This window comes from Priestia sp. YIM B13486 (assembly GCF_042787865.1).
Lineage (GTDB): Bacteria > Bacillota > Bacilli > Bacillales > Bacillaceae_H > Priestia > Priestia megaterium.
Genome location: NZ_JBHZOZ010000003.1, coordinates 531,965 through 552,308 on the forward strand (window position 1 = coordinate 531,965; position 20,344 = coordinate 552,308).

23 protein-coding genes and 1 pseudogene are annotated in these 20,344 nt (G+C 37.9%); 15 read left to right on the plus strand and 9 right to left on the minus strand.

Annotated elements, in window-relative coordinates:
• Positions 1 to 4: 4 nt before the first annotated feature.
• The 7 genes from ACFX4G_RS11130 to ACFX4G_RS11160 form a co-directional block, all read right to left on the minus strand.
• On the minus strand, positions 5 to 826 hold the full coding sequence (locus tag ACFX4G_RS11130; protein ID WP_377574615.1) for a hypothetical protein: 822 nt from the start codon (positions 824 to 826) through the stop codon (positions 5 to 7).
• Between the two features lie 44 nt (positions 827 to 870).
• Complete coding sequence (locus ACFX4G_RS11135; protein WP_028409089.1) at positions 871 to 1,296, minus strand: Hsp20/alpha crystallin family protein; 426 nt, start codon at positions 1,294 to 1,296, stop codon at positions 871 to 873.
• Positions 1,297 to 1,385: 89 nt separating this feature from the next.
• Entirely contained in the window at positions 1,386 to 1,889 is a 504-nt protein-coding gene (locus ACFX4G_RS11140) for an Hsp20/alpha crystallin family protein (protein ID WP_013057627.1), read from the minus strand.
• A gap of 51 nt (positions 1,890 to 1,940) precedes the next feature.
• On the minus strand, positions 1,941 to 2,183 hold the full coding sequence (locus ACFX4G_RS11145; RefSeq protein ID WP_013057626.1) for a spore germination protein: 243 nt from the start codon (positions 2,181 to 2,183) through the stop codon (positions 1,941 to 1,943).
• A 107-nt stretch (positions 2,184 to 2,290) separates the two neighbouring features.
• On the minus strand, positions 2,291 to 2,533 hold the full coding sequence (locus ACFX4G_RS11150) for a spore germination protein (protein WP_013057625.1): 243 nt from the start codon (positions 2,531 to 2,533) through the stop codon (positions 2,291 to 2,293).
• A gap of 143 nt (positions 2,534 to 2,676) precedes the next feature.
• The gene (locus ACFX4G_RS11155; RefSeq protein ID WP_097825173.1) at positions 2,677 to 3,456 is read right to left on the minus strand and encodes an STAS domain-containing protein; all 780 of its coding nucleotides are present in this window, start codon (positions 3,454 to 3,456) and stop codon (positions 2,677 to 2,679) included.
• Positions 3,457 to 3,639: 183 nt separating this feature from the next.
• Complete coding sequence (locus tag ACFX4G_RS11160; RefSeq protein ID WP_230183495.1) at positions 3,640 to 4,845, minus strand: TcaA 3rd/4th domain-containing protein; 1,206 nt, start codon at positions 4,843 to 4,845, stop codon at positions 3,640 to 3,642.
• A gap of 198 nt (positions 4,846 to 5,043) precedes the next feature.
• Between ACFX4G_RS11160 and ACFX4G_RS11165 the strand changes: the two genes are divergently transcribed.
• The 4 genes from ACFX4G_RS11165 (at position 5,044) to ACFX4G_RS11180 (ending at position 8,157) form a co-directional block, all read left to right on the plus strand.
• Complete coding sequence (locus ACFX4G_RS11165) at positions 5,044 to 6,189, plus strand: acyl-CoA dehydrogenase family protein (protein WP_097825171.1); 1,146 nt, start codon at positions 5,044 to 5,046, stop codon at positions 6,187 to 6,189.
• Positions 6,190 to 6,279: 90 nt separating this feature from the next.
• The gene (locus ACFX4G_RS11170; RefSeq protein WP_377574620.1) at positions 6,280 to 6,834 is read left to right on the plus strand and encodes a GrpB family protein; all 555 of its coding nucleotides are present in this window, start codon (positions 6,280 to 6,282) and stop codon (positions 6,832 to 6,834) included.
• A gap of 15 nt (positions 6,835 to 6,849) precedes the next feature.
• Positions 6,850 to 7,782, plus strand: a complete 933-nt coding sequence (locus ACFX4G_RS11175) for an alpha/beta hydrolase (RefSeq protein WP_043981547.1) — start codon at positions 6,850 to 6,852, stop codon at positions 7,780 to 7,782.
• Between the two features lie 129 nt (positions 7,783 to 7,911).
• On the plus strand, positions 7,912 to 8,157 hold the full coding sequence (locus tag ACFX4G_RS11180; RefSeq protein WP_097825169.1) for a hypothetical protein: 246 nt from the start codon (positions 7,912 to 7,914) through the stop codon (positions 8,155 to 8,157).
• Here ACFX4G_RS11180 and ACFX4G_RS11185 read toward each other — a convergent pair.
• Positions 8,116 to 8,268, minus strand: coding sequence for a YflJ family protein (locus ACFX4G_RS11185; RefSeq protein WP_097825168.1), 153 nt, complete (start codon positions 8,266 to 8,268; stop codon positions 8,116 to 8,118). The genes ACFX4G_RS11180 and ACFX4G_RS11185 overlap by 42 nt on opposite strands.
• A 149-nt stretch (positions 8,269 to 8,417) precedes the next feature.
• Between ACFX4G_RS11185 and ACFX4G_RS11190 the strand changes: the two genes are divergently transcribed.
• The 10 genes and pseudogenes from ACFX4G_RS11190 to ACFX4G_RS11235 all read left to right on the plus strand — a co-directional run bounded on the left by ACFX4G_RS11190 (position 8,418) and on the right by ACFX4G_RS11235 (position 19,287).
• Positions 8,418 to 9,281, plus strand: a complete 864-nt coding sequence (locus tag ACFX4G_RS11190) for an alpha/beta fold hydrolase (protein WP_097825167.1) — start codon at positions 8,418 to 8,420, stop codon at positions 9,279 to 9,281.
• Positions 9,282 to 9,416: 135 nt separating this feature from the next.
• Complete coding sequence (locus tag ACFX4G_RS11195; protein WP_176521349.1) at positions 9,417 to 9,572, plus strand: hypothetical protein; 156 nt, start codon at positions 9,417 to 9,419, stop codon at positions 9,570 to 9,572.
• 431 nt (positions 9,573 to 10,003) lie between these two features.
• Positions 10,004 to 11,347, plus strand: a complete 1,344-nt coding sequence (locus ACFX4G_RS11200; RefSeq protein ID WP_014459522.1) for a hypothetical protein — start codon at positions 10,004 to 10,006, stop codon at positions 11,345 to 11,347.
• A gap of 106 nt (positions 11,348 to 11,453) precedes the next feature.
• Complete coding sequence (locus ACFX4G_RS11205; protein WP_377574625.1) at positions 11,454 to 12,416, plus strand: class F sortase; 963 nt, start codon at positions 11,454 to 11,456, stop codon at positions 12,414 to 12,416.
• Between the two features lie 230 nt (positions 12,417 to 12,646).
• Positions 12,647 to 14,185 (plus strand): AbgT family transporter, encoded by a 1,539-nt coding sequence (locus ACFX4G_RS11210; protein ID WP_377574628.1) that lies wholly within the window; start codon positions 12,647 to 12,649, stop codon positions 14,183 to 14,185.
• Positions 14,186 to 14,451: 266 nt separating this feature from the next.
• Positions 14,452 to 15,678, plus strand: coding sequence for an ammonium transporter (locus tag ACFX4G_RS11215; RefSeq protein ID WP_013057612.1), 1,227 nt, complete (start codon positions 14,452 to 14,454; stop codon positions 15,676 to 15,678).
• 14 nt (positions 15,679 to 15,692) lie between these two features.
• Positions 15,693 to 16,055 carry a P-II family nitrogen regulator gene (locus ACFX4G_RS11220; protein ID WP_013057611.1) on the plus strand — a complete coding sequence of 121 codons (363 nt, stop codon included), beginning with the start codon at positions 15,693 to 15,695 and terminating at the stop codon, positions 16,053 to 16,055.
• Positions 16,056 to 16,476: 421 nt separating this feature from the next.
• A pseudogene (locus tag ACFX4G_RS11225) lies at positions 16,477 to 16,755 on the plus strand (ATP-binding cassette domain-containing protein); the annotation flags it as partial.
• 300 nt (positions 16,756 to 17,055) lie between these two features.
• Positions 17,056 to 17,964: a hypothetical protein gene (locus ACFX4G_RS11230; RefSeq protein ID WP_097825165.1), complete on the plus strand. Its 909-nt coding sequence runs from the start codon at positions 17,056 to 17,058 to the stop codon at positions 17,962 to 17,964.
• A gap of 225 nt (positions 17,965 to 18,189) precedes the next feature.
• Positions 18,190 to 19,287 carry an acyltransferase gene (locus ACFX4G_RS11235; protein ID WP_097825164.1) on the plus strand — a complete coding sequence of 366 codons (1,098 nt, stop codon included), beginning with the start codon at positions 18,190 to 18,192 and terminating at the stop codon, positions 19,285 to 19,287.
• A gap of 29 nt (positions 19,288 to 19,316) precedes the next feature.
• Here the strand turns inward: ACFX4G_RS11235 and ACFX4G_RS11240 are convergent, their stop codons facing one another.
• Positions 19,317 to 19,604 (minus strand): hypothetical protein, encoded by a 288-nt coding sequence (locus tag ACFX4G_RS11240; protein WP_097825163.1) that lies wholly within the window; start codon positions 19,602 to 19,604, stop codon positions 19,317 to 19,319.
• 221 nt (positions 19,605 to 19,825) lie between these two features.
• On the opposite strand from ACFX4G_RS11240, the gene ACFX4G_RS11245 reads away from it, so the two are divergent.
• Positions 19,826 to 20,314 (plus strand): GyrI-like domain-containing protein, encoded by a 489-nt coding sequence (locus tag ACFX4G_RS11245; protein ID WP_013083710.1) that lies wholly within the window; start codon positions 19,826 to 19,828, stop codon positions 20,312 to 20,314.
• Positions 20,315 to 20,344: the final 30 nt, after the last annotated feature.

A 20,344-nucleotide genomic window follows, 5' to 3' on the forward strand; every position in this document is an offset into this window, starting at 1 on the left:
TTTTTTATTCTTCGGAGTGATCATCAGATTTTTCTGTTTCACCTCCTGAACTCATCGTTGTTTCAGTTGTATGTTCATCAATCTTTTTTTCTTTTAGCTTAACAGAAAACAAGTCTTTGACTTCTTCATCTACTTGATCAGAGTCAGCGCTGTAAGTAGTGCCGATGTTTAAGTGACCGGTCAAATCTTTAATGCCTAGCTGGCCGAAATTATTACTAAGATCAATTTTGTCTAACAATACTTTTTCGACCATGATTTTTTCAACAACAATGGACTGCTTTGGCTGAGTTACTTCATCAATCTTTTTGTCAAGAGTTTTCACCATCTCATATAAGGCTGTATTAGACGATTCTTCCTTTAACGCAGAGAGCTGTTTTTGAATAGCTTCGAAATTAGGAGCTGACTGCATAGCCGAGAGTAAATGAGCTGTTTGCTCGTGCAGTTGAGACAGTGATTGAATAAGGTGAGCTGATTCATTTAATTGCTGATGAAGCTCTTCTATTTTAGGGATCGCGTCGGTTAAACGCGTCACTTGATCAATAATTCCCTGCAGGTTCAGCGCTGAATCTATCGAAAGAGCAGGCTTTGTGGATTCAGCTTCAGCAGAGGTCTTAGGCTCCATTTGGCTAGGCAACTTCTTTGGCTGTTGAGGGGTTTTTTTTAGATTAGACTGTTTTTTAGCTTTCATCTTTTCCGGTAATTCTTTCCGCTTTTGATTAGAACGTTGGTCTATGGGACCTGCTTTTTTTTGAGTTGGAAGGGAAGACGGGTTTATTTTACGGACTGTTTCAATTTTAGGCGATTGTTTAAACCACTTAGAAAACATGAAATTCCCTGCCTTTCATGCTACGTATAGTTCTGCACAATAAATTACAAATCAAATTTCACATGCAAAAGACCATCTTTAAATGATGCGTGACACGGCGCTTCCCCTACACCAGGCGGAAGGATAATTGATCGTTGAAACGTTCCTTCACGTCTTTCTTTGTGAAGAACATTTGCATCCTTCACGGTTAAAAGAGATGAACCGGATATGTGTAAAGTATTTTCATGCATGGTTAATTCGACGTCTGTTCGTTTAGCACCGGGTATTTCAATTACAACTAACAGTTGATTTGCCCATTCATATACATCAATTAAAGGATAATCTCGGTACTCATTTACAATTTGAGGAGAAGCATCTGCTTCCGTATCATTCTTTTCTTCATGATCATCATCAAAAATCTTTTCCCAAAATTTCGTATGGTTTTCTTCTTGTAACGTTTCTGCCCACTTTTTAAATTTTCCGTGATTCATATTTGTCACCTTCTTTAAAAAAATAAAACAAGGCCTTTTGCAGCTTTCTATTTTATATGTATGCATGAAAACAGAAAAAAACGTCCACTTTAATCTAAATCGTGGACGTCTATTTGAGACATAGGAATATTAACATGTTTAGGCATCCGGATTTCCAACACTCCGGAACGATAGATGGCGCGTGTGCCTTTTTTACGAACCGAACAAGGAAGCTGAATTTCTTCTTTGAAGGATTCTTCTCCATCTATTCCTTCAATCGTACACACATATGGCGTATGATAGACTTTAATGCTTGATACAATATCGCGGTTAGGGATTTTTAGCTGCACAATGCATTCATCTAATGTATTGATGACGTTTGAATCAAATCTTCTTGGCTTTTGTCCATGACCTTCAGTTCCCATATCCTGCTGTTCTTTCATCATGTCTTGGGCTTGCTTAAAGAATTCATTTCCTTGCATAAAATCCGGAAAAGAATGGGACATGGTAGAAGAAATCATTTGCTGAATATACTTATTCATGTCTTTAGATGCCATTCCTTTTGGGATATTTTCCATCATTCCTTTAAAAGGAGACTTTCCAAATGGAAACATATTTACACACCTCCTTGTAATGTGCCAAGTAAAACGACAAAATTGTTAAAGCTAAATTTGATTTCCAATTGGAGCTGAAGGGTTTGCAATTTGATCTTGATCACTTACATCAGGATCTAACACGCCCGTATTCATTTGAGAGCAAGTAGGAGAGAAGTTACCTAAAGAGAAATTCGCTCCGTTAAACTTGGAGTTCGCCGTGTGACTGTTTTGAATCGTGGAACCAAAATCAATATTTGCGTTTTGCGTGACACCGTTTGTTACGATATTAAAAACGTTAATTTGAAGAGGCATAAAGAGACTCCTTACTGTTTTTATTCATTCTACTCCAACGGTCTATTGCGTTCAGAGAGAATGTATTCACCGTTTGTCGTCATGCTGTTGACAAGCATTGCCCTATATCACTGCTGATAACCATTGACATGATCAACGTTTGCAATATCTGTTTGGTCATTTGTATCAGGATCGATATAAATGTTTCGCATTTTCGAGGAAGCAGGTGAGACATCGCCATAAGAAGAGTTCGTACCAGTGGATTTTGAATGAGCCGTGTGACTGTTATGGAGTGCTTCGCCAATGTTGACAGAACCGTTGCTTGAGATACTGTTGATCTTTAAATTATAAATGTTAATAACACTTGGCATACGCTCTCACCCTTTTCTATGGTTGATTAATGTATCCTATGATGATAAGTGCCTAAACGTTCACAATTCCTCATAACTAAAATCGCCTTTTCCGATTGAAGGAAAAAGCGATTGAGAGAGGATTACTTAATGATATGATGGGCTTATGAAATGGGTGCAATACGATAATTCTTTTTTTCTAAAATGTAAGAGATGCTTTGTTGGACAGTGGAAAATGTTCGCCAATTAAACTGAAAATCTACAAGCGAAAGAGCCATTTTTGAAGAAAGACCAACAATAAGGCAAGTGGTACCAATCAAACGCAAAGCATCGTGAAGCGTGTTAATATAATAACCGTGTTCTTCATCTAACGAATGAAGGGAAGATAAATCAATAAGCAAATAGCGCGCCTGTTCTTTTACAACTGCCTCCAATACCGTTTCAGTTAGCTTCTTACCACGTTCTATATCCATCTTACCGGTAATGGGCACAGCTAAAACCTCGTCCCATATTTTTAATAAAGGTGTGGACAAATCCTCAATTAACCGTTCTTTTTCAAGCTCTGCTTCGGCTTGATCTGTAAAGTCTAATAGCATAAGCAAGTAGCCATAACGCTCGCCGTCTTTTGTATCAATAGGGTGAATCACAGCTTCTGCTACGTATTGACTGCCAATCGTTATACGCGTTCGGTAGGTTGTATGAAGAGAGGTGAGTAATTTTTCCGCTTCTTCAGAATTGGAATGAAAGAAGTCCATATGCTTTCCAATTAACTCTTCGATATGAGATAACTGGTAGATTGGGAGTACTGGCTGGAGTGTTTCAATTGCTCTTGCATTCATCCACTGCACACGATAGTCTTTATCTGCAATGATCATGGTTTCTTGAATATTTTCTAAAATCAAATGGCCATTAAGCTTTTGTGGAAGTCGTCCAATTCCATTCATTCTCCATCTCTCCTTATGTGTGTATTAAGTTTATGTACATCTACTTTATATTTTACAGTGAAAAGAATAAAGAAGGCTATAAGAAATTTATTAACGTGTATAGGGATTATGGTATGTAAAAAAACGTTGGAGTAAGCACTCGATTCAATTAAAAAACTCCCCTGTGCAAAAGGGGAGTGCACCTTACTCATATGATTTAATAAAATCAACGTTGTATTTTTCAACGCTTGATAAGTAGGAATCTCTAAATGATGAATCAGGCGTATACCATGACTTTTCATAAAAATAGGCTTGAAGATCTTTCGATTTAAATACATACCCATGTCGCGCATAGATTTCATTTCGAGCTAGCCTTAGTTCACTCGAGCTCAAACTGCTAATATCACTATAGCTTAATTTGTAAGAATCCGAACCAGCAAGAATATAAGAGCTTGAAGTAGCATAAGAGCGCGGCCCAGGCACGATCACTTCTCGTTCTTTTATGACGGTTTTTTCCTTTTCGACGGGCGGCGTTTGTATATTTAACATAATACTTTCTTCACTTTGAATAGTGTAGGGACTGCTTTTGAACGTTGTGCCGTCTTTTTGCACTTCTGCATGAACAGTGACGCTTCCATCCGTGGCAACAGGCCCTATTTGTGATGAGCTATTCACCTGCAGTCCCGTGCTTTTTCCATTTACGAATAAAATAGCGTCATCTCTATTCGATGAGATTGTAACGTAAGCCCCTTTAAATACCACAGATATATTTTCTTCTTTTTGCCGGTGAAAATTTACAGTGGTTTGGTCTGTAAGTTTTCCATAAGAGCTTTCATAAGAAGCCGTAAGCGGGTAATTCCCAATCATAAAAGGCCCTATTTTTTGCGTTTGATTCTTGGATATCGATTGTTTTGTATCATTGACTGTAACTGTTGTATCCTCTGGCGTGGTGAGGGAGATATAATATGATGACGGCACAACCACGTACTGTTTTTTGAAGAGTAGTGAATGTTTCTGTTCTTTTATTGTAAAGTAGATACTCGATTTATTTTTTAAATCAGTTTCAACGTCTCGTAAAATAGAACCATCGGAAGTTGCGTCTAACAGAGCTTGAATAGATGTGTCATTAATAACTATAGTAGACTGCGAAGAGTCTAATAACTCTCTTAACACAGCTGTATCTTTCGATTCTAATGCCTCAATAAAGCGGTCAGCCGTCTTTTCTTCTGAGCCAGCGAAAAAGAAATAAAATACAAAAGTTAAAAGAAGGATAAGCGCAATACCCCCGCCAATATACCAGCTCTTTTTATGCTTAGCTGCAGCTGGGGACACGGTGAAAGAAAAGCCGCAGTTATTGCAAAATAATTGGTCTGTGCTTGCACTGGCCCCGCATTTTGGACATTGATTCATTCACACCATTCCTTTCTTTTTATTCCATTAAATGTATGGAATGCGTAGGTAAAACAGACCATTAAATTGGAAAAAGAATAGATTCAACAAGAAAGATAAACACACCAAACATGCACAGAAAAGGCGAGGTATGCTATGATAAGAACTATATATTAATCCGATAGGGACACTCTGTCATATAAAAAGGAGATGAAGCAAATGAGTGTTTCATTTGTAAATAAAAATCAAGAGTCTACGTATGAAAAATTGCAGCCTCTAGTCGAAAAATTTAAGAAACGAGCTTTTAAAATAGATGAAGAAGGTACGTTTCCCTTTGAAAATATTCAAGAGTTAAAAGAAGCGGGCTATACACGTCTTTCTCTCGAAAGCAAATATGGCGGAGATGAATTACGCCTTTATGATTTTTTATTATTTCAAGAATTAATTGCTCAAGGAGATGCTTCTACGGCTCTTAGTATTGGATGGCATATGGGGATTACAATGGACTTGCGTGAAAAAAAGCCTTGGAATCAGCAAATTCTCGATTTTATTTTTAAAGAAATAGAAAAAGGTGCACTTATTAACACCGCTGCTACTGAACCGAAGACGGGAAGTCCTACTCGAGGAGGAAAACCGGAAACGACAGCCGTAAAAACAAAAGAAGGCTGGCGAATCAATGGCCGAAAAACATTCACTACGATGTCTCCAGTGTTAAATTACTTTTTGGTAAAAGCAAGCATTGAAGGTGAAGAAGAGATCGGCTTGTTTTTAATTCCTCGTGAAACAAGCGGACTTTCAATAGAAGAAACATGGGATATGATTGCAATGCGCGGGACAGGAAGTCATGATCTTGTGCTAGAAAACGTCGATATTAAACACGACTTTCTTGTTGAACGCCTCAGTGGTTTTAAAAAGAATGAGCCAAGCGGTTGGCTGCTTCATATACCAGCTTGCTACATGGGTACAGCCATCGCAGCAAGAGATTATGCTGTCGCATTTGCTGCAGAATATTCGCCTAATAGTATTGAAGGAACGATTAGCGAGCTGCCAAATGTGCAGCGTTTAGTAGGAGAGATGGAACTTGAACTTATGCAGGCGCGTCACTTTATGTACAGCGTGGCAAGTAAATGGGATGAAACCGGCGACCGATCAGCATTAGCGGGAGAGTTAGCAGCTGTCAAACACGTAGTGACCAATAGTGCCTGTACGGTTGTCGACAAAGCAATGCGCATAGTGGGGGCGAGAAGCTTGCAGCGCAGTAATCCGCTGCAGCGCTATTATAGAGACGTACGTGCTGGGCTTCACAACCCTCCAATGGATGATATGACGATTATTAATTTAGCGAAGCAGGCGTTTGCTAGATAAAACTTAATAACATGTTAAATGATGAAAAACTGCTTATTATAGGCTATTCTATAATAAGCAGTTTTTTCGTTGCAAGAGGAGGAATTGAAGATGAAGTCCGTAAGAGAAATTCAGCTGACACCCTATAATATCGCGTGGGAAAAGGAATTTTCAAAAGAAGCTGCCACCTTAACAACTATAATGTCAGCTCAAGTTTTAGAGGTTCATCATATCGGAAGCACTGCTGTTCCCGGCCTAAGCGCAAAACCGATTATTGATTTACTTATTGAAGTGAAAGATATAAAGAAAGTAGATACATATAATCAGAGGATGGAACAGTTTGGTTACGAAGCGAAAGGTGAAAACGGCATAAAAGGAAGACGATACTTCCAAAAAGGCGGAAATCAAAGAACGCACCATGTTCATATTTATGAAAAAGGTCATCCAGAAATTAATCGGCATATATGGTTTCGAGATTATCTGCGAACTCACCCTGATACAGCAAAAGAATACGAAACGTTGAAAATAGAACTAGCGCATCGCTATCGCTTTGAACCAGAAAAATATGTGGAAAATAAAACGAATTTTATTCATAAAATAGACGTGCTAGCTTTAAAATGGAGAAAGGGAAGCAGCAATAGAAATAGGAAAGATGATCTTAGATAAAAAGGAGGAACGAGCTTGACTCCAGTTCTAAATCGACAGCCAAATACAGGAAAAAAGAAAAAAACAATATGGATCAGCCTGATATCCTTTGTTATTCTTTGTTTTGTACTTTGTACGGCAATTTCTCTTTATGTAGGCATAAGCCTGACAAAACTAGATAAAAATCCTGCTGTGAAAAATCCTGGTGATTACGGCATGCACTATAGCAATCAAGTATTTTTGAGCAAAGACGGAATAACCCATTTAAAAGGATGGATGATTGAACCAACGGAACAGCCAAAAGCGACCATTATTATGTCACATGGATACGGAAATAACCGTGAAGCACAAGGAGCTGGCTTTCTGCCGCTGAGTAAGGAATTTGTAAAAGCGGGATATCGAGTAGTCATGTTTGACTTTAGAGATTCAGGAGACTCAGAAGGAGATCAAACGACGATTGGTGTAAAAGAACAGCTCGATTTATTAGGCGTTATTCAGAAAATGAAAGAAACAACAAAAGAGCCAATTGTGCTCTACGGCATTTCAATGGGAGCAGCTACTTCTTTATTAGCAGCTTCTCAAGAGGACGACGTAAAAGCGGTGGTAGCCGATAGTCCTTTTAGTGATTTAACCTCTTATTTAAAAGAAAATCTATCTGTATGGTCTCATTTACCAAACTTTCCGTTTACACCGCTAACAATTGCTATTCTTCCTGTTATTGCAGATGCAAATCCTGCTGAAGCTAGTCCTATAAAAGCAGTCGAGCATATTTACCCTCGACCAATTTTATTTATACACAGCACAGGAGATACAAAAATTCCTTACACTGAAAGTGAAAAAATGGCTAAAACGCACCCGGATGCTTTTCACTTCTGGAAAACTGATAAAGCAGAACACGTGCAAAATTATCATGTATACAAAAAAGAATATGTAAAGCGCGTATTATCTTTTATTGAGCAATCGCTTTAAAAAAAAGAGGCTGGGACAAAAATATTTTAGACGAAATGTAAAACGAACCATTGATCAAGACTTTTGATCAGTGGTTCGTTTTTTTGTTGGGACAAACGTAGATTTCATGTGTGTAAATCTTTCTAGCAGTTGATTGGAGGGCAAGACGAAGACTCCTGCGGGAAAAGCGGAACAGGTGAGACCCCGCAGCGAAAGCGACGAGGAGGCTCAACGGCCGCCCGCGGAAAGCGAAGCCTTGCACGGAAATCAACTGCGGTGTCTCAAGCAGTTCAGCTCATATATCCCATTTGTTCATCTTTAGATGGGATTCATTCCGTGATGTCTCAACCTCTTTTAGCCGTTGATTTTACCTTGTTCTATAAGCTCAGCATATAAATTACGAAGAATGTAGGTTTTATAACTTTCTAGCTTTCTTCCATCAATTTTAGAGATATTGGCCGCTTTTAACTGCTGAACAAACCAGCCCTTGGAATACATATGAGCCATCGTTAACCACTCCTTTAAAAAGGTGCACTCTAAATAATTAACTATATTCATAAAAGGAAATAAAAAGAAGTGAACGAAGCAAATGAATTGACGTTCATTTTTTACAACGTTATACTGCTCTACAGCTACATAAAAGGAGGAAATGAAAAATGAGTGAACAGTATATAAACGTAAATGGCGTTAAACTGCACTACATAAGCAAGGGACAAGGAGATCTTATGCTATTTCTTCATGGGTTTCCTGACTTTTCGCATATTTGGCGACACCAGATAGATGAATTTTCTAATGATTTTCACACAGTTGCTTTGGATTTAAGAGGATATAATCTATCTGAAAAGCCAAGCGGACTGGAATCATACGAAATTGATGTGCTAGTAGAAGATATCCGCCAAGTGATTGAAGGTTTAGGATATAGCTCCTGCACGCTAGTTGTACACGACTGGGGAGCAGGAATCGGCTGGACATTTGCTTATCGCTACCCTGAATATGTACAAAAATTAATTGCTTTTAACGGTCCGCACCCTTATACATTTATGCGTGAGCTTAGAACAAATAAAAATCAGCAAAAAGCAAGTGAATATATGAAATGGTTTCAAAAACAAGAAGCACAGGACTATATGGAACGAGATAATTTCTCAGGTTTGCGTAAGCTTGTGATCGACCCAGGTGTAAAAAAAGGATATCTAACAGCTGATGATGTTCAAGCATACATGAACTCTTGGGAAAATGGATCTGTGCTGTCCATGCTAAGTTATTACCGCAACTTAAAGATTTTCACAGAAGAAGACCTTCAAAGAAAATCTTTGTTTCCGTTAGAAGAAGAAGTGTTACACATCCCGGTACAAATTATTTGGGGAAATCAAGATCCTACTTTTATGCCTGAAAACTTAGATGGTATTGAAGAATATGTACCAAACATATCTGTTCACCGATTAGCTGAAGCATCTCATGCTCCTCAGCATGAAAAGCCACAAGAAGTCAACGACGTGATGTGGAATTTTTTAAATAAGTAAAGATAAAAAGAGGCTCAGACAAAAGTAGTTTAGTTGAAAGAAGATCCGAACGATGAATTGAGATTCTTGATGGAGAATCCAACTCGTTCGGATTTTTTATTGCGCAGGTTTCATGTATATAGTGGCTTCTAGCTGTTGATTGGAGAGAAAAGCAGAAGGGAGGAGGCGCAGGAGCGTAAGCGACGAAAAGGCTCAGCGGCTGCCTGCAGAAAGCGAAGTCTTGAACGGAAATCAACAGCGGTGTTAAAAGTGATTCATACTAACTCATTTATCCCATTTGTTCGTCTTTAAATTGAATATATCTTGTTCTGTCTCAATTTCTTTTTCTGTTAAATTTAAAATATTTATTCAAAAAGTGATCCAAATGAAGAAGGTGCTCGTTAGGTAAGTAGAAAAGGAAGGAATTCTTAAGAAAAGGCGCTTAAAAACTTTTTTCAAAAAAAGTGATCTAGCTGAAGAAGGCGTTCGTTAGATAAGTAGAAAGGGAAGGCATTCTTCACGAAGATGACATTAAAAAAATTTTTAAAAAGAGTGATCCAACATCACTCAGCGATCGTTTAGTAAATAGAAAGAGAATACTTCCTAAAAAGGATCATTAAATGCGAGGGAACATGAAAGTTTAATATATAGAATATTCAAAATCTTCAATCCATTTAATGGTTTAAGATGTAGTAAGAATGAAAAAAGTGGCGTACATCAACTAAAAATGAGGAGAGTGGAAAATGATGAAATTAAGTAAAAAATTAATGATCCCTGTACTAGGAGCTTCACTATTGATGCCGACTATTGCAAATGCGGAGGAAGCAAAACCAACGGCAGTAACAAAAGCTTCAGATCTACGAGCGAACTTAGACTACCTATTATCTGAACACTTTACGCTTGCCGTTGCCGCTATGACAACAGCCTATGACGGTTCTAAAGATGCTGACGCTGCGTTCAAGGCATTGGATCAAAACGCCGTCGACATGGAGCCAGCCATTGCTTCTATCTATGGTGATAAAGGAGCGGCTGAATTTGAACGAATTTTCAGAGAACACAACAATTACACAGATGATTTTGTAAAAGCAACAAAAGAAAACGACAAAGAAGCCATGGCGGAAGTAGATAAAGAAGTAGATCAATTCGTGAATGAATTTGCTAAGTTTCTAAGCACTGCTACGGAAGGTAAACTACCTGAAGATGCTGCAAAAGAAGCGCTTCGTGTGCACGAAGATCAAGTAAAAGAAACGTTTGAAGATTATGTAGAAGGTGACTATGAGGCAGCCGCGAAGACATACCGCGAAGGATATCAGCAAATGTTTGCAATTAGTAAAGCGTTATCAAATGCAATCGTAACGCAAATGCCCGATAAATTCGACAATACAAAAGTAGATACACCAGCAGCAGATTTACGTTCTTCATTAAACAGCTTAGCAGCAGAACATTTTGCTCTAGCAACAATGGGAATGGAAAAAGGGTTTAACGGTTCAAAAGATTACGACTATGTTAGCTGGTTAGAAAATGCCAACACAGCAGATTTTAAAGCTGCAATCGGCTCAGTATATGGGGATGAAGGAGCTGCACAATTCGAAAAAATTTGGCAAGGAGATCACATCAATGCCCAAGCTGAATTAGTAAGTGCACAAGTAAAAGGCGATGAAGCAGGAGAAAAAGCTGCAAAAGATAAGCTCCATAAATTCGCGCAAGAATTTGGTACATTCTTAGGAACAGCAACAGATGGAAACCTTCCAACTGCAGACGCACAGGCAGCTATAAAAGCACACGAGGATACGGTTATTAAAACATTTGAACAATATGCATCCGGTGACTACGCTGGAAGTTATGATACGTATCGCGAAGGGTATAAATTAATGTTTGGTGTTGGCCAAGCTTTAGGTGAAGCAATCGTAAAACAAAACCCCGATAAGTTTGCTGAAACAGCTATGCCAACAGATATGCCGAAAACAGGTATGGGCGGGGCATCTGAATCAACGATGAACCCACTAACAGCGATCTATATTGCACTAGGTTCGTTAGCTGTGTTAACAGCTGGAGTGATTTTACGCAAGAAACCAGTAAGCAAATAATATTTTTCTCCTTTTCCTTATGATTTACAAGTCAAGAGTCCTGAAAAAAAGAAGAGAGGTTGTTCTCTCTTCTTTTTTATAAACAGCTGTGAAATGAGGTGACGATGTGAAAAAAGCGATTGTTCTCGCCTACTGTATATTAAGTTTAGTCCTCCTTGTTAGCGGGGGACTATATTTTAAAGAACAAATGGTAGAAGCAAAAGAAACAAAGCAACAGGCTGCAGCTAAACACAAAGAAAAAGAAGCACAATCAAAGGATCTAAAAAGCCGGGTAACGCTTGAAGAAGAATTTGCTGTACTAAAAAAGCATAAAACAGAAGCCAAACAGTTAAACAAAGAATTTAAAGGAATCATCCCTGAAAAAGTGTCCATTCCTGCTGTTCATGTGGAGGCTTCAATTGAACAAGTAGGAGTATTAGACAGCGGTGAAATGGCAGCTCCATCTACAGAAAATGGAGTTGCTTGGTTTGAACCAGGAGCTAAACCTGGCGTAAAAGGAAATGCTGTATTAGCAGGACACGTAGACAGTAAAACCGGACCTGCCGTCTTTTACAACCTAAAAAACTTAAAAAAAGACGATGAAATTACCGTCAGAGATGCACAGGGGACCACGCTTACTTTTGTTGTTAAACGTATAAAAAACTATCCGCGAGATAAGGCACCTCTAAACGAAATTTTTGGGTACAGCAACAAACGTAATTTAAATTTAATTACCTGCACAGGCACGTTTGACCGTGCGGAAGGAACCCATCAAGAGAGGTTAGTTGTCTATACAGAACTAAAAGCTGACCAAGCAAAAGAATTGGAGCGTGAAGCAAATGCACCACAACCTCCTACACATGTAAAGATGAGCGGTGATTTGCTTACGTGGTACGCGGTACGAGAAGGTAATATTATCGGCTATCGCATTTATAAAAAGAATCCAGGCGGAACATTTGTCCATATTGGCAGCGTTTCGGAATTTGAGCGAAAAAGCTTTGCTGACTCCGACGCATCTCAAGCTCGTTACTATGTAACAGCTGTTAATGAGTCAGGAAAAGAGTCCGCTCCGTCTAGTATAGCGAAATAACAAAAAGCTCTCTTCAAACGGAGAGCTTTTTGTTATTTTTGATTGTCGATTAAAAAGATATCTTCTGCCTTTCTATTTATCTAAATGCTATTAGTTTTAATAGATAAATAAAGATTCCTCAAAAATAATACTTGAATAATATAAATATTCAGATTATTATGTACTAATAGTCTTTTTGGTAATTAAAAGGAAAAATCTAAAAAGAATCTAAACGAAAAAGGAGCGAAAGTATGGCACAACCTAATTTGCAAACAGAGCAAAAATCACATCCAACAACCTTTCTAGATAAACTATTAGGAAGAGTAGAAGCATTCGGAAACAAACTACCTGATCCCTTTATTTTGTTTGTATGCTTAGCGCTTATTATCGTAGTAGCATCTGTTGCTATTAGTAGTATGGGAGTAACGGTGGTCCATCCCGGTACTAATAAGACTCTTCCAATTAAAAGTTTGTTGTCGCACGAAGGCATTCAGTATATCTTAACATCGATGCTGACCAATTTCACTGAATTTAAGCCCCTAGGACTTGTACTTGCTATGATGCTTGGGGTCGGACTTGCAGAAAAAGTAGGTCTGCTTGAAGTGGCCATAAAGAAAACGATTTTAAATGCTCCAAAAGCTCTTATTACATACGCCATCATTTTTACAGGAATTATGGCCAACTTAGCCGCAGATGCTGCTTTTGTCATCGTGCCTCCGCTTGCCGCAATGATTTTTTATACAGTAGGAAGGCACCCGCTTGCTGGATTAGCAGCAGGATTTGCTGGGGTGGGATCAGGCTTTACAGCGAATCTTATTATATCCGGAACCGACGGATTGTTATCAGGCATTTCTACTGAAGCTGCTAAAACAATTGACCCAAGCGCTGCTGTCAGTCCTGCAGCAAACTGGTATTTCATGGCGGCTTCTGTATTTGTTTTGACCGTTATAGGGGCGATCGTCACCGAAAAGATTGTAGAACCTAGGCTGGGCAATTATAAAGGAAAAAAACGCAATGATTTTGGTGAAATTAGTGAGGTAGAAGCAAAAGGGTTAAAAAACAGTATCGTTGCTACATGTATTTATGTCGCTGTACTAGCTGTTTTCTTATTTTGGCCCAACTCTCCTCTACGAAATGAAGACGGTGGAATTGTTCCATCTCCTTTTTTAGATGGTATCATTCCGATCACGCTGCTGTTTTTTGTGGTAGTTGGCTCTGTTTACGGAATAACAGTAGGAAAAATCAAAAGTTCTAGAGATGTACCTGCTTATATGACTGAGTCGATGAAAGATATGGCTAGCTATATTGTCCTTATTTTTGCAGCTGCTCAATTTATCGCTTACTTTAATTGGACTAATATTGGAACGTGGATTGCAGTAGAAGGAGCGGATGCATTAAAAGCACTAAATCTAACTGGACTTCCAGTTGTGGTTGGTTTTGTATTTTTAACTGTTGTTCTAAGCCTTCTTATTTTTAGCGGCTCCGCTCAATGGGCACTAGAAGCACCTATTTTTATTCCATTGTTCATGCTGTTAGGCTACAACCCTGGATTTATTCAAGCGGCATACCGAATAGCGGATTCTTCCACGAATGTAATCACTCCTTTAAATCCATATATGATTGTTATTTTAGCCTTTATGAAAGAATACGAGCCTAAGGCAGGACTTGGCACAATTATTTCACTTATGCTTCCTTATACTCTAGCTTTTTTAGGGATTTGGATTGTTATGTTGATTATTTTTGCTGTATTCGGTATTCCTCTGGGGCCTGGTGTATATATGTATTTGTAAAGAAAAATCCTCTTCTACTTCAAGAAGAGGATTTTTTTATGTCAGAAACTCTAACACAAATAAAAAATAGTTCAGCTTATGTGTACGTGGAAGAATACATAAGAAAAAGAAAACAGTATAAAAAACAAAAGTTTTCTGAATAAATTTGCAAAAAGTAGTTGCTAAATACATATAAATCAAATATGATAGTAAACATAACAAAAGATGTTATATAATCTAACATTAAATTTAGGGGTTATTTATTCGTACTTAAGGGGGAAATCATCATGCAAATGGGCGATTCAGTATTTATGTTTTTTTCAGCATTATTGGTTTGGATTATGACACCAGCTATTGCATTGTTTTACGGGGGCATGGTTCGAAGTAAAAACATGTTAAGTACCGCGATGTATAGCGTAGGTTCCTTAGCTGTTATATCCGTTCTTTGGATAGTAGCAGGCTATTCGTTAGCTTTTTCGACCGGTGGCAATGCTTTTATTGGTAACTTGGACTGGGTGGGATTAAAAGGAGTCGGGTTCACTCCAAACGGGGACTACAGTGCTACGATCCCGCATAATATGTTTATGATGTTTCAGCTGACATTTGCTGTACTAACAGTAGCTATTATCTCTGGGGCTTTTGCAGAGCGCATGAAGTTTTCAGCATTTATCTTATTTGCTATCCTATGGTCATTATTTGTATATGCACCAGTTGCACACTGGGTTTGGGGAGTTGGCGGATGGCTTCGTGAACTAGGAGCTATTGACTTTGCCGGAGGAAACGTCGTTCACATTTCGTCAGGTGTAGCAGGATTAATTCTAGCTCTTGTTGTTGGAAAACGAAAAAATGCCGATGCCGCAGCACCTCACAATTTACCGTTAACTCTTTTAGGCGGAATGCTGATTTGGTTCGGGTGGTTTGGTTTTAACGTTGGAAGTTCTTTAACTATTAACAGCGTTGCAATGACGGCTTTTATTAACACGAATACAGCGGCAGCAACAGGAATTATCGGCTGGCTTGTAGTAGAGTGGATTATCAATAAAAAACCTACGCTGCTTGGAGCCGTTTCGGGAGCGATTGCTGGACTTGTAGCTATTACACCAGCTTGTGGATTCGTTACACCGTTTGCCTCTATTGTAATTGGTTTTATCGGCGGTGCAGTTTGTTTCTGGGGTATCTTCTCACTTAAAAAGAAAATCGGTTACGACGATGCGTTAGATGCATTTGGTCTTCACGGTATTGGGGGAACATGGGGAGGTATTGCAACAGGTTTATTTGCCACAACTTCTGTAAATGACGCCGGTGCGAATGGTTTATTCTACGGAGATCCAAGTCTACTTTGGAAACAGCTGGTTGCTATCGTAGCAACATACCTATTTGTCGGTATTGCTACCTTCATTATCGTTAAAGTGGTTGGATTAATCGTATCTCTGCGTGCGACACAAGAAGAAGAAACACTTGGGCTTGATATTACGCTGCACGGTGAAAGAGCGTATCACGAATCGAATATGTAAAAGGGGTGGGCACAGTGAGTGATGTTTTAACGAAAATTGAAATTATTACACGCCCTTCAAAGTTTGAAGAGCTTAAGCAAGAACTGGCGAAAATCGGCGTTAGCGGTATTACAGTTACGGATGCACTGGGGTGCGGGTTGCAAAAAGGTATTACAGAGCTTTATAGAGGCGTTAAAAAACAAGACAACATGCACGCACGAATTAAAGTAGAAATTGTGGTGTGCGAAGTTCCGGTATCTGACGTTGTTGATAAAGCAAGAAAAGTACTAAATACAGGTCAGCCTGGAGATGGGAAAATATTTATCTATGAATTAAAAAATGCGATTAAGATCCGAACAGGGGAAGAGGGATCACAGGCATTACGAAATAATAGTTAAAGTCGGGGAGAAGTAGAAAACAAAGGGTCACATAAAAGAGGCTTGGACAAAAGTATGTTAGCCAAAGTGAAAAACGAACTGTTAGTCAACATGTTTGATTAACGGTTCGTTTTCTTTGTTATGTTAAACATACATCTGTTTCGTTCCTTCTAGCAGCTGATTGGAAAGAAAGGCGAAGACTCCTGTAGGAAAAGCGGAACAGACGAGACCCCACAGGAGCGCAAGCGACGAGGAGGATCAGCGACTGCCCGCGCAAAGCGAAGTCTTGCGCAGAAATCAATGGCGGTGTCACAAGCAGGTCAGCTCACGTATCTCATGTGTTAGCCTTTAGATTGGATTCATTTCGTTATGTCCCAGCCTCTTTTTTAGGTTAAATAGGTGCAAAGCATGTTTTCGTAGGGTGACATGCTTTTTGTTCCATGTACTAGCCATTGGGCGAACGCTTATGATGAACCCTACTATGCTTATGCTAGATGAACCTTCTATGGGGCTTGCTCCTATCATTGTAGAACAAATATTCGAAATCATTATGGAGTTAAATAAAAACGGCATGACGATTTTACTCGTTGAACAAAACGCTTATCAAGCGCTGCAAATCGCGCACCGAGGCTATGTGATTCAAACGGGAGAAATTATTCTGCAAGGGAAAGGATCGGAATTAATTCATAATGAAAAAATAAAAGAAGCTTATTTAGCTTAAAAAAACAAACCGCATCGCGTTTTAACGCTGCGGTTTGTTTTTGTTCACAAGGGATGATTTGGATAAAGCAGGTAAGCATTGCTATTATCTGGTTTAGTTTCTTAATTAAGTAGGGAACGTTTAAAATAAGATTATTGAATAAGTGAGTAATTAGGCAACCCCCTAGATGAAAGAAATGATTCAATTTAAAGCTTTTTTATAAAAAACAAAAAAAGTTGAAACTTTTTTCATTAAAAAACGTTTATAAAGTAATAGAAAAAAATGGGTACGGTTATTTACACTCAAAAAGGAAGTGAGAGCGTGGCGACGCTGAAAACTAATTATTTGACTGACTTATGCTTAATCTATAGAGAAAGTCAATTTTATGTACTGCAAATACCTAGTTTCTACAAAAAAATGGCTAGCAAATACTTTCAGTTTCAGCCTCAAGAAAAAATTATCGCGTATTTACACAGCTCTTTTATAGCAGGCCTAGATAAAAGGGGAATTTGCTTTACAGATAAGGGGATTTACTGGAAAAGCAGAGGGATGAAAAAAGGAAAAATGTTATGGGAAGAGTTCGCTAACATTCAATCCATTACCATTCGAAAAGAAGAAATGATTTGTTTTAATGACGTGGAGAAATTTCAAGTCAATCAAAACGATTACTCTGCTAGAAAGCTAGTATCTCTATTAAAAAAAATCAAGAAATTTATTCGCACTCATTCCCATGAATATATGTGTCAAGACTATATATATCCGTGTGTATCCTCAAAAGAATTAACTTCTATTTGTTCGTCTTTTCAAATTCATCAAACCCCTGATCCAAAAGATGTGTTGTCGGTAGAAGGACAGCTATGTGAAGAAGTTGAAAAAGAGATGCGAAACAGGCTCTACTTACCTGCTAAAGAAAAAATTGTAGCTCATTTAAATACATATCCTCTTCAAAAAACCGAGGGGATTACTGTTTGTTCTAAAGGAATTTATTTCTCAAAATCTTTTAAAACAGTTTACTACCCTTGGCACTTATTTCGCCACGTGAGTATCTCAGTGGAAACCGAGGAATTAAAAATTGCCAAAAAACATTCGTTATCTCTCAACTCAGCTGCCGTGTCAAGCGGGGAAGTAATGCTGTTTCTGAAACAGATTAAACAGCATGTGCAGGCTTTGCATGAAAAAGAAGTCGATATTAAACAAGATAATAAGTTTGCATGGAAAATGTTAATTTAAAAAACAGGTTACGCGTTACGCGTAATCTGTTTTTTTTATTTTGTAGTTCTTTAGAATCATTCATTTGGAATATTGAAAGACATCATACAAGTAAACAAGACTAGAATATTGGAAGTTAAGAAATTTTTTCCATGACTATAAGGTTAATTTTACCAAAATCTCTTTCCTGTTTGGATAATTATGCTAAAATAGAGCTCGAGTTTATTTTAAGGAGCTGACAACAAGATGGAACGTAATTATTCAATTGATTTTATTAAGTTTTTTGCTACAGTGTTTGTGGTTTGTATTCATGTTAATCCATCACATGACGATTTCTTTTTAGGGAACCAGGAAAATGTGCTAGATGTCATTGTTGACACATTTGCACGATTCGCGGTTCCTTTTTTCTTTATTGTATCAGGTTATTTGTTTATGAATAAAATCCAAAAGCATCCAAAGCCTTCTGCATACTTAAAAAAATACACGTGGAATATTTCAAAGCTTTATGCATGTTGGTTCATCTTTTATTTATTGTTTGGTGTAGTTCTGCGCTTATTTCAAAACCACGGAACATTAGTAGAACGAAAAGGTGCAGTAGCTGATTATTTAACATCATCCATCACATTCAAAGATATTTTTTATTATGGAAGTGACACAAGCGGATTTCAGCTTTGGTACTTGATTGCATTAATTTGGGCTGTTGTCATCGTTTTCTTATTTCAACGATGGAAAAAGATTGGCTTATTAATGTTTATCAGCACCGTATTATATGTAACTGGGTTATTTGGGCAGTCTTATTCTTTATTTTTTCAACTTTCTTTTCAAACGAGAGATGCCCTGTTCTTTGGTTTGTTCTATACAGTATTAGGAGCTATGTTTGCCCTTTATGGTAAGCAAATTCTGTCAGTATTAAACGCAAGGCCAACGATTTATTTAGCCAGCTTTTTTGTGTTTTCAGCGTTAGAGATCGTCGAGCGTTACTGGTTGGTTAATATCCAGCATAGCAAGCCCGGAGACTACTTTATTTCTACGATTTTTTTATCGGCATCATTGTTTTTATTCGTATTGAGCAGTCCAAGTCTTGGCAAAAACTCATTTTTTTCAAAGGTTGGGAAAAATTCAGTTGGCATTTATGTAGTGCATATATGTATATTAAATGAGACCTATCGATTGCTTCGTTCTATAGATTCTTCTTTCTTTACGAATAGTGTCGTTGCCTACGTACTCATCGTTCCAGCAGTTTTTTGGTGCTCGTACTATTTATATAGAGGAATTCAATGGACAAAGGGAAAATTACATGTAAAGCCGCACAAACATTCATTTACAAAGCTACAGCATAAATAAAAAGAGCTGGCTAACTAAGCCAGCTCTTTTTATGATGCAATAGCGTACAAAAGCTGCCTTTGCAGTTGAGGGGATAAAGAAATATTTTGATACAATTCGTAAATATGATGTTCGTTCCGGTGATAACAAATCCAATCCTCGTATGTTCCTTTTAAGAAGATGCGAAAAAACACGATTCGCTTATTCGTGCCGCCTGTTTTTAATTCAATTTTCAAATCATCTGTTTCTAATGTATACTGTACTGTAGAAGAGGAAAGAGCAAGTTTAGTTGTTTTTTTACTTGTTTTAATGAATTCGGCAAGTTCAATGATCTTCATTTTTTTACCTCACTCTATTGTAAATTAGGGGTATCTTATACGTATGATGTGGACAAAGAAAATAGAATCGTTTTTTTATAGTTTAGAAGAATGATCTTCAGCCCCTTCGTTAAGGGATTTGTATAAAAGGTTGACGTTTTCTTTGAATACAAATAAAATGCATATTAAGAAGTATTTCCCTCATTGTAACTACAGAAAAAGAAGAATTAAGGGGGCTCAATATGTTGACTGACTTAGTTGTAAGTCAAAAAGTAGTCAAGGTAAATGAATTTACTGTTGTAGGAGTGCCTATTCGAACAGATGAACCTGTGGAAGAAACGGGCACAGGTCTTATTCCCGAGCACTGGCAGACTTTTTATAAACAACAGTTAGCTAATAAAATTGCCAATAAAGTAAATGGTAATACATTTGCTCTTTATACAGAATTTGAATATGATCAAAAAATGGATTTTACATTTGCTCTCGGATATGAAGTTTTACCCGGCGGCGAACTGAAAGATGATATGAGAGAGTTCATCATTCCAGAAGGTGAATACATGGTGTTTACAACAGCTGTTGGGCCAGCTAGACAGGTAGTCGTAGAGGCTTGGGCTTATATTCGGGAGTGGGCTAAAAAAAATCATCGTGCCTATAAAATAGATTTTGAATTATATGATGAACGCTGTATTGATCCTGAGTACAGTCAAGTTGATATTTATGTTTCAATTTAATAGCTATTTTTGCTAAGTAGTTAAGATGCA

Excerpts from the sequence above, each read along its gene's own strand:
- ACFX4G_RS11130 (WP_377574615.1), bottom strand. The coding sequence starts at position 826 with ATGTTTTCTAAGTGGTTTAAACAATCGCCTAAAATTGAAACAGTCCGT.
- ACFX4G_RS11135 (WP_028409089.1), bottom strand. The coding sequence starts at position 1,296 with ATGAATCACGGAAAATTTAAAAAGTGGGCAGAAACGTTACAAGAAGAA.
- ACFX4G_RS11140 (WP_013057627.1), bottom strand. The coding sequence starts at position 1,889 with ATGTTTCCATTTGGAAAGTCTCCTTTTAAAGGAATGATGGAAAATATC.
- ACFX4G_RS11145 (WP_013057626.1), bottom strand. The coding sequence starts at position 2,183 with ATGCCTCTTCAAATTAACGTTTTTAATATCGTAACAAACGGTGTCACG.
- ACFX4G_RS11150 (WP_013057625.1), bottom strand. The coding sequence starts at position 2,533 with ATGCCAAGTGTTATTAACATTTATAATTTAAAGATCAACAGTATCTCA.
- ACFX4G_RS11155 (WP_097825173.1), bottom strand. The coding sequence starts at position 3,456 with ATGAATGGAATTGGACGACTTCCACAAAAGCTTAATGGCCATTTGATT.
- ACFX4G_RS11160 (WP_230183495.1), bottom strand. The coding sequence starts at position 4,845 with ATGAATCAATGTCCAAAATGCGGGGCCAGTGCAAGCACAGACCAATTA.
- ACFX4G_RS11165 (WP_097825171.1), top strand. The coding sequence starts at position 5,044 with ATGAGTGTTTCATTTGTAAATAAAAATCAAGAGTCTACGTATGAAAAA.
- ACFX4G_RS11170 (WP_377574620.1), top strand. The coding sequence starts at position 6,280 with ATGAAGTCCGTAAGAGAAATTCAGCTGACACCCTATAATATCGCGTGG.
- ACFX4G_RS11185 (WP_097825168.1), bottom strand. The coding sequence starts at position 8,268 with ATGGCTCATATGTATTCCAAGGGCTGGTTTGTTCAGCAGTTAAAAGCG.
- ACFX4G_RS11190 (WP_097825167.1), top strand. The coding sequence starts at position 8,418 with ATGAGTGAACAGTATATAAACGTAAATGGCGTTAAACTGCACTACATA.
- ACFX4G_RS11200 (WP_014459522.1), top strand. The coding sequence starts at position 10,004 with ATGATGAAATTAAGTAAAAAATTAATGATCCCTGTACTAGGAGCTTCA.
- ACFX4G_RS11210 (WP_377574628.1), top strand. The coding sequence starts at position 12,647 with ATGGCACAACCTAATTTGCAAACAGAGCAAAAATCACATCCAACAACC.
- ACFX4G_RS11215 (WP_013057612.1), top strand. The coding sequence starts at position 14,452 with ATGCAAATGGGCGATTCAGTATTTATGTTTTTTTCAGCATTATTGGTT.
- ACFX4G_RS11235 (WP_097825164.1), top strand. The coding sequence starts at position 18,190 with ATGGAACGTAATTATTCAATTGATTTTATTAAGTTTTTTGCTACAGTG.
- ACFX4G_RS11240 (WP_097825163.1), bottom strand. The coding sequence starts at position 19,604 with ATGAAGATCATTGAACTTGCCGAATTCATTAAAACAAGTAAAAAAACA.
- ACFX4G_RS11245 (WP_013083710.1), top strand. The coding sequence starts at position 19,826 with ATGTTGACTGACTTAGTTGTAAGTCAAAAAGTAGTCAAGGTAAATGAA.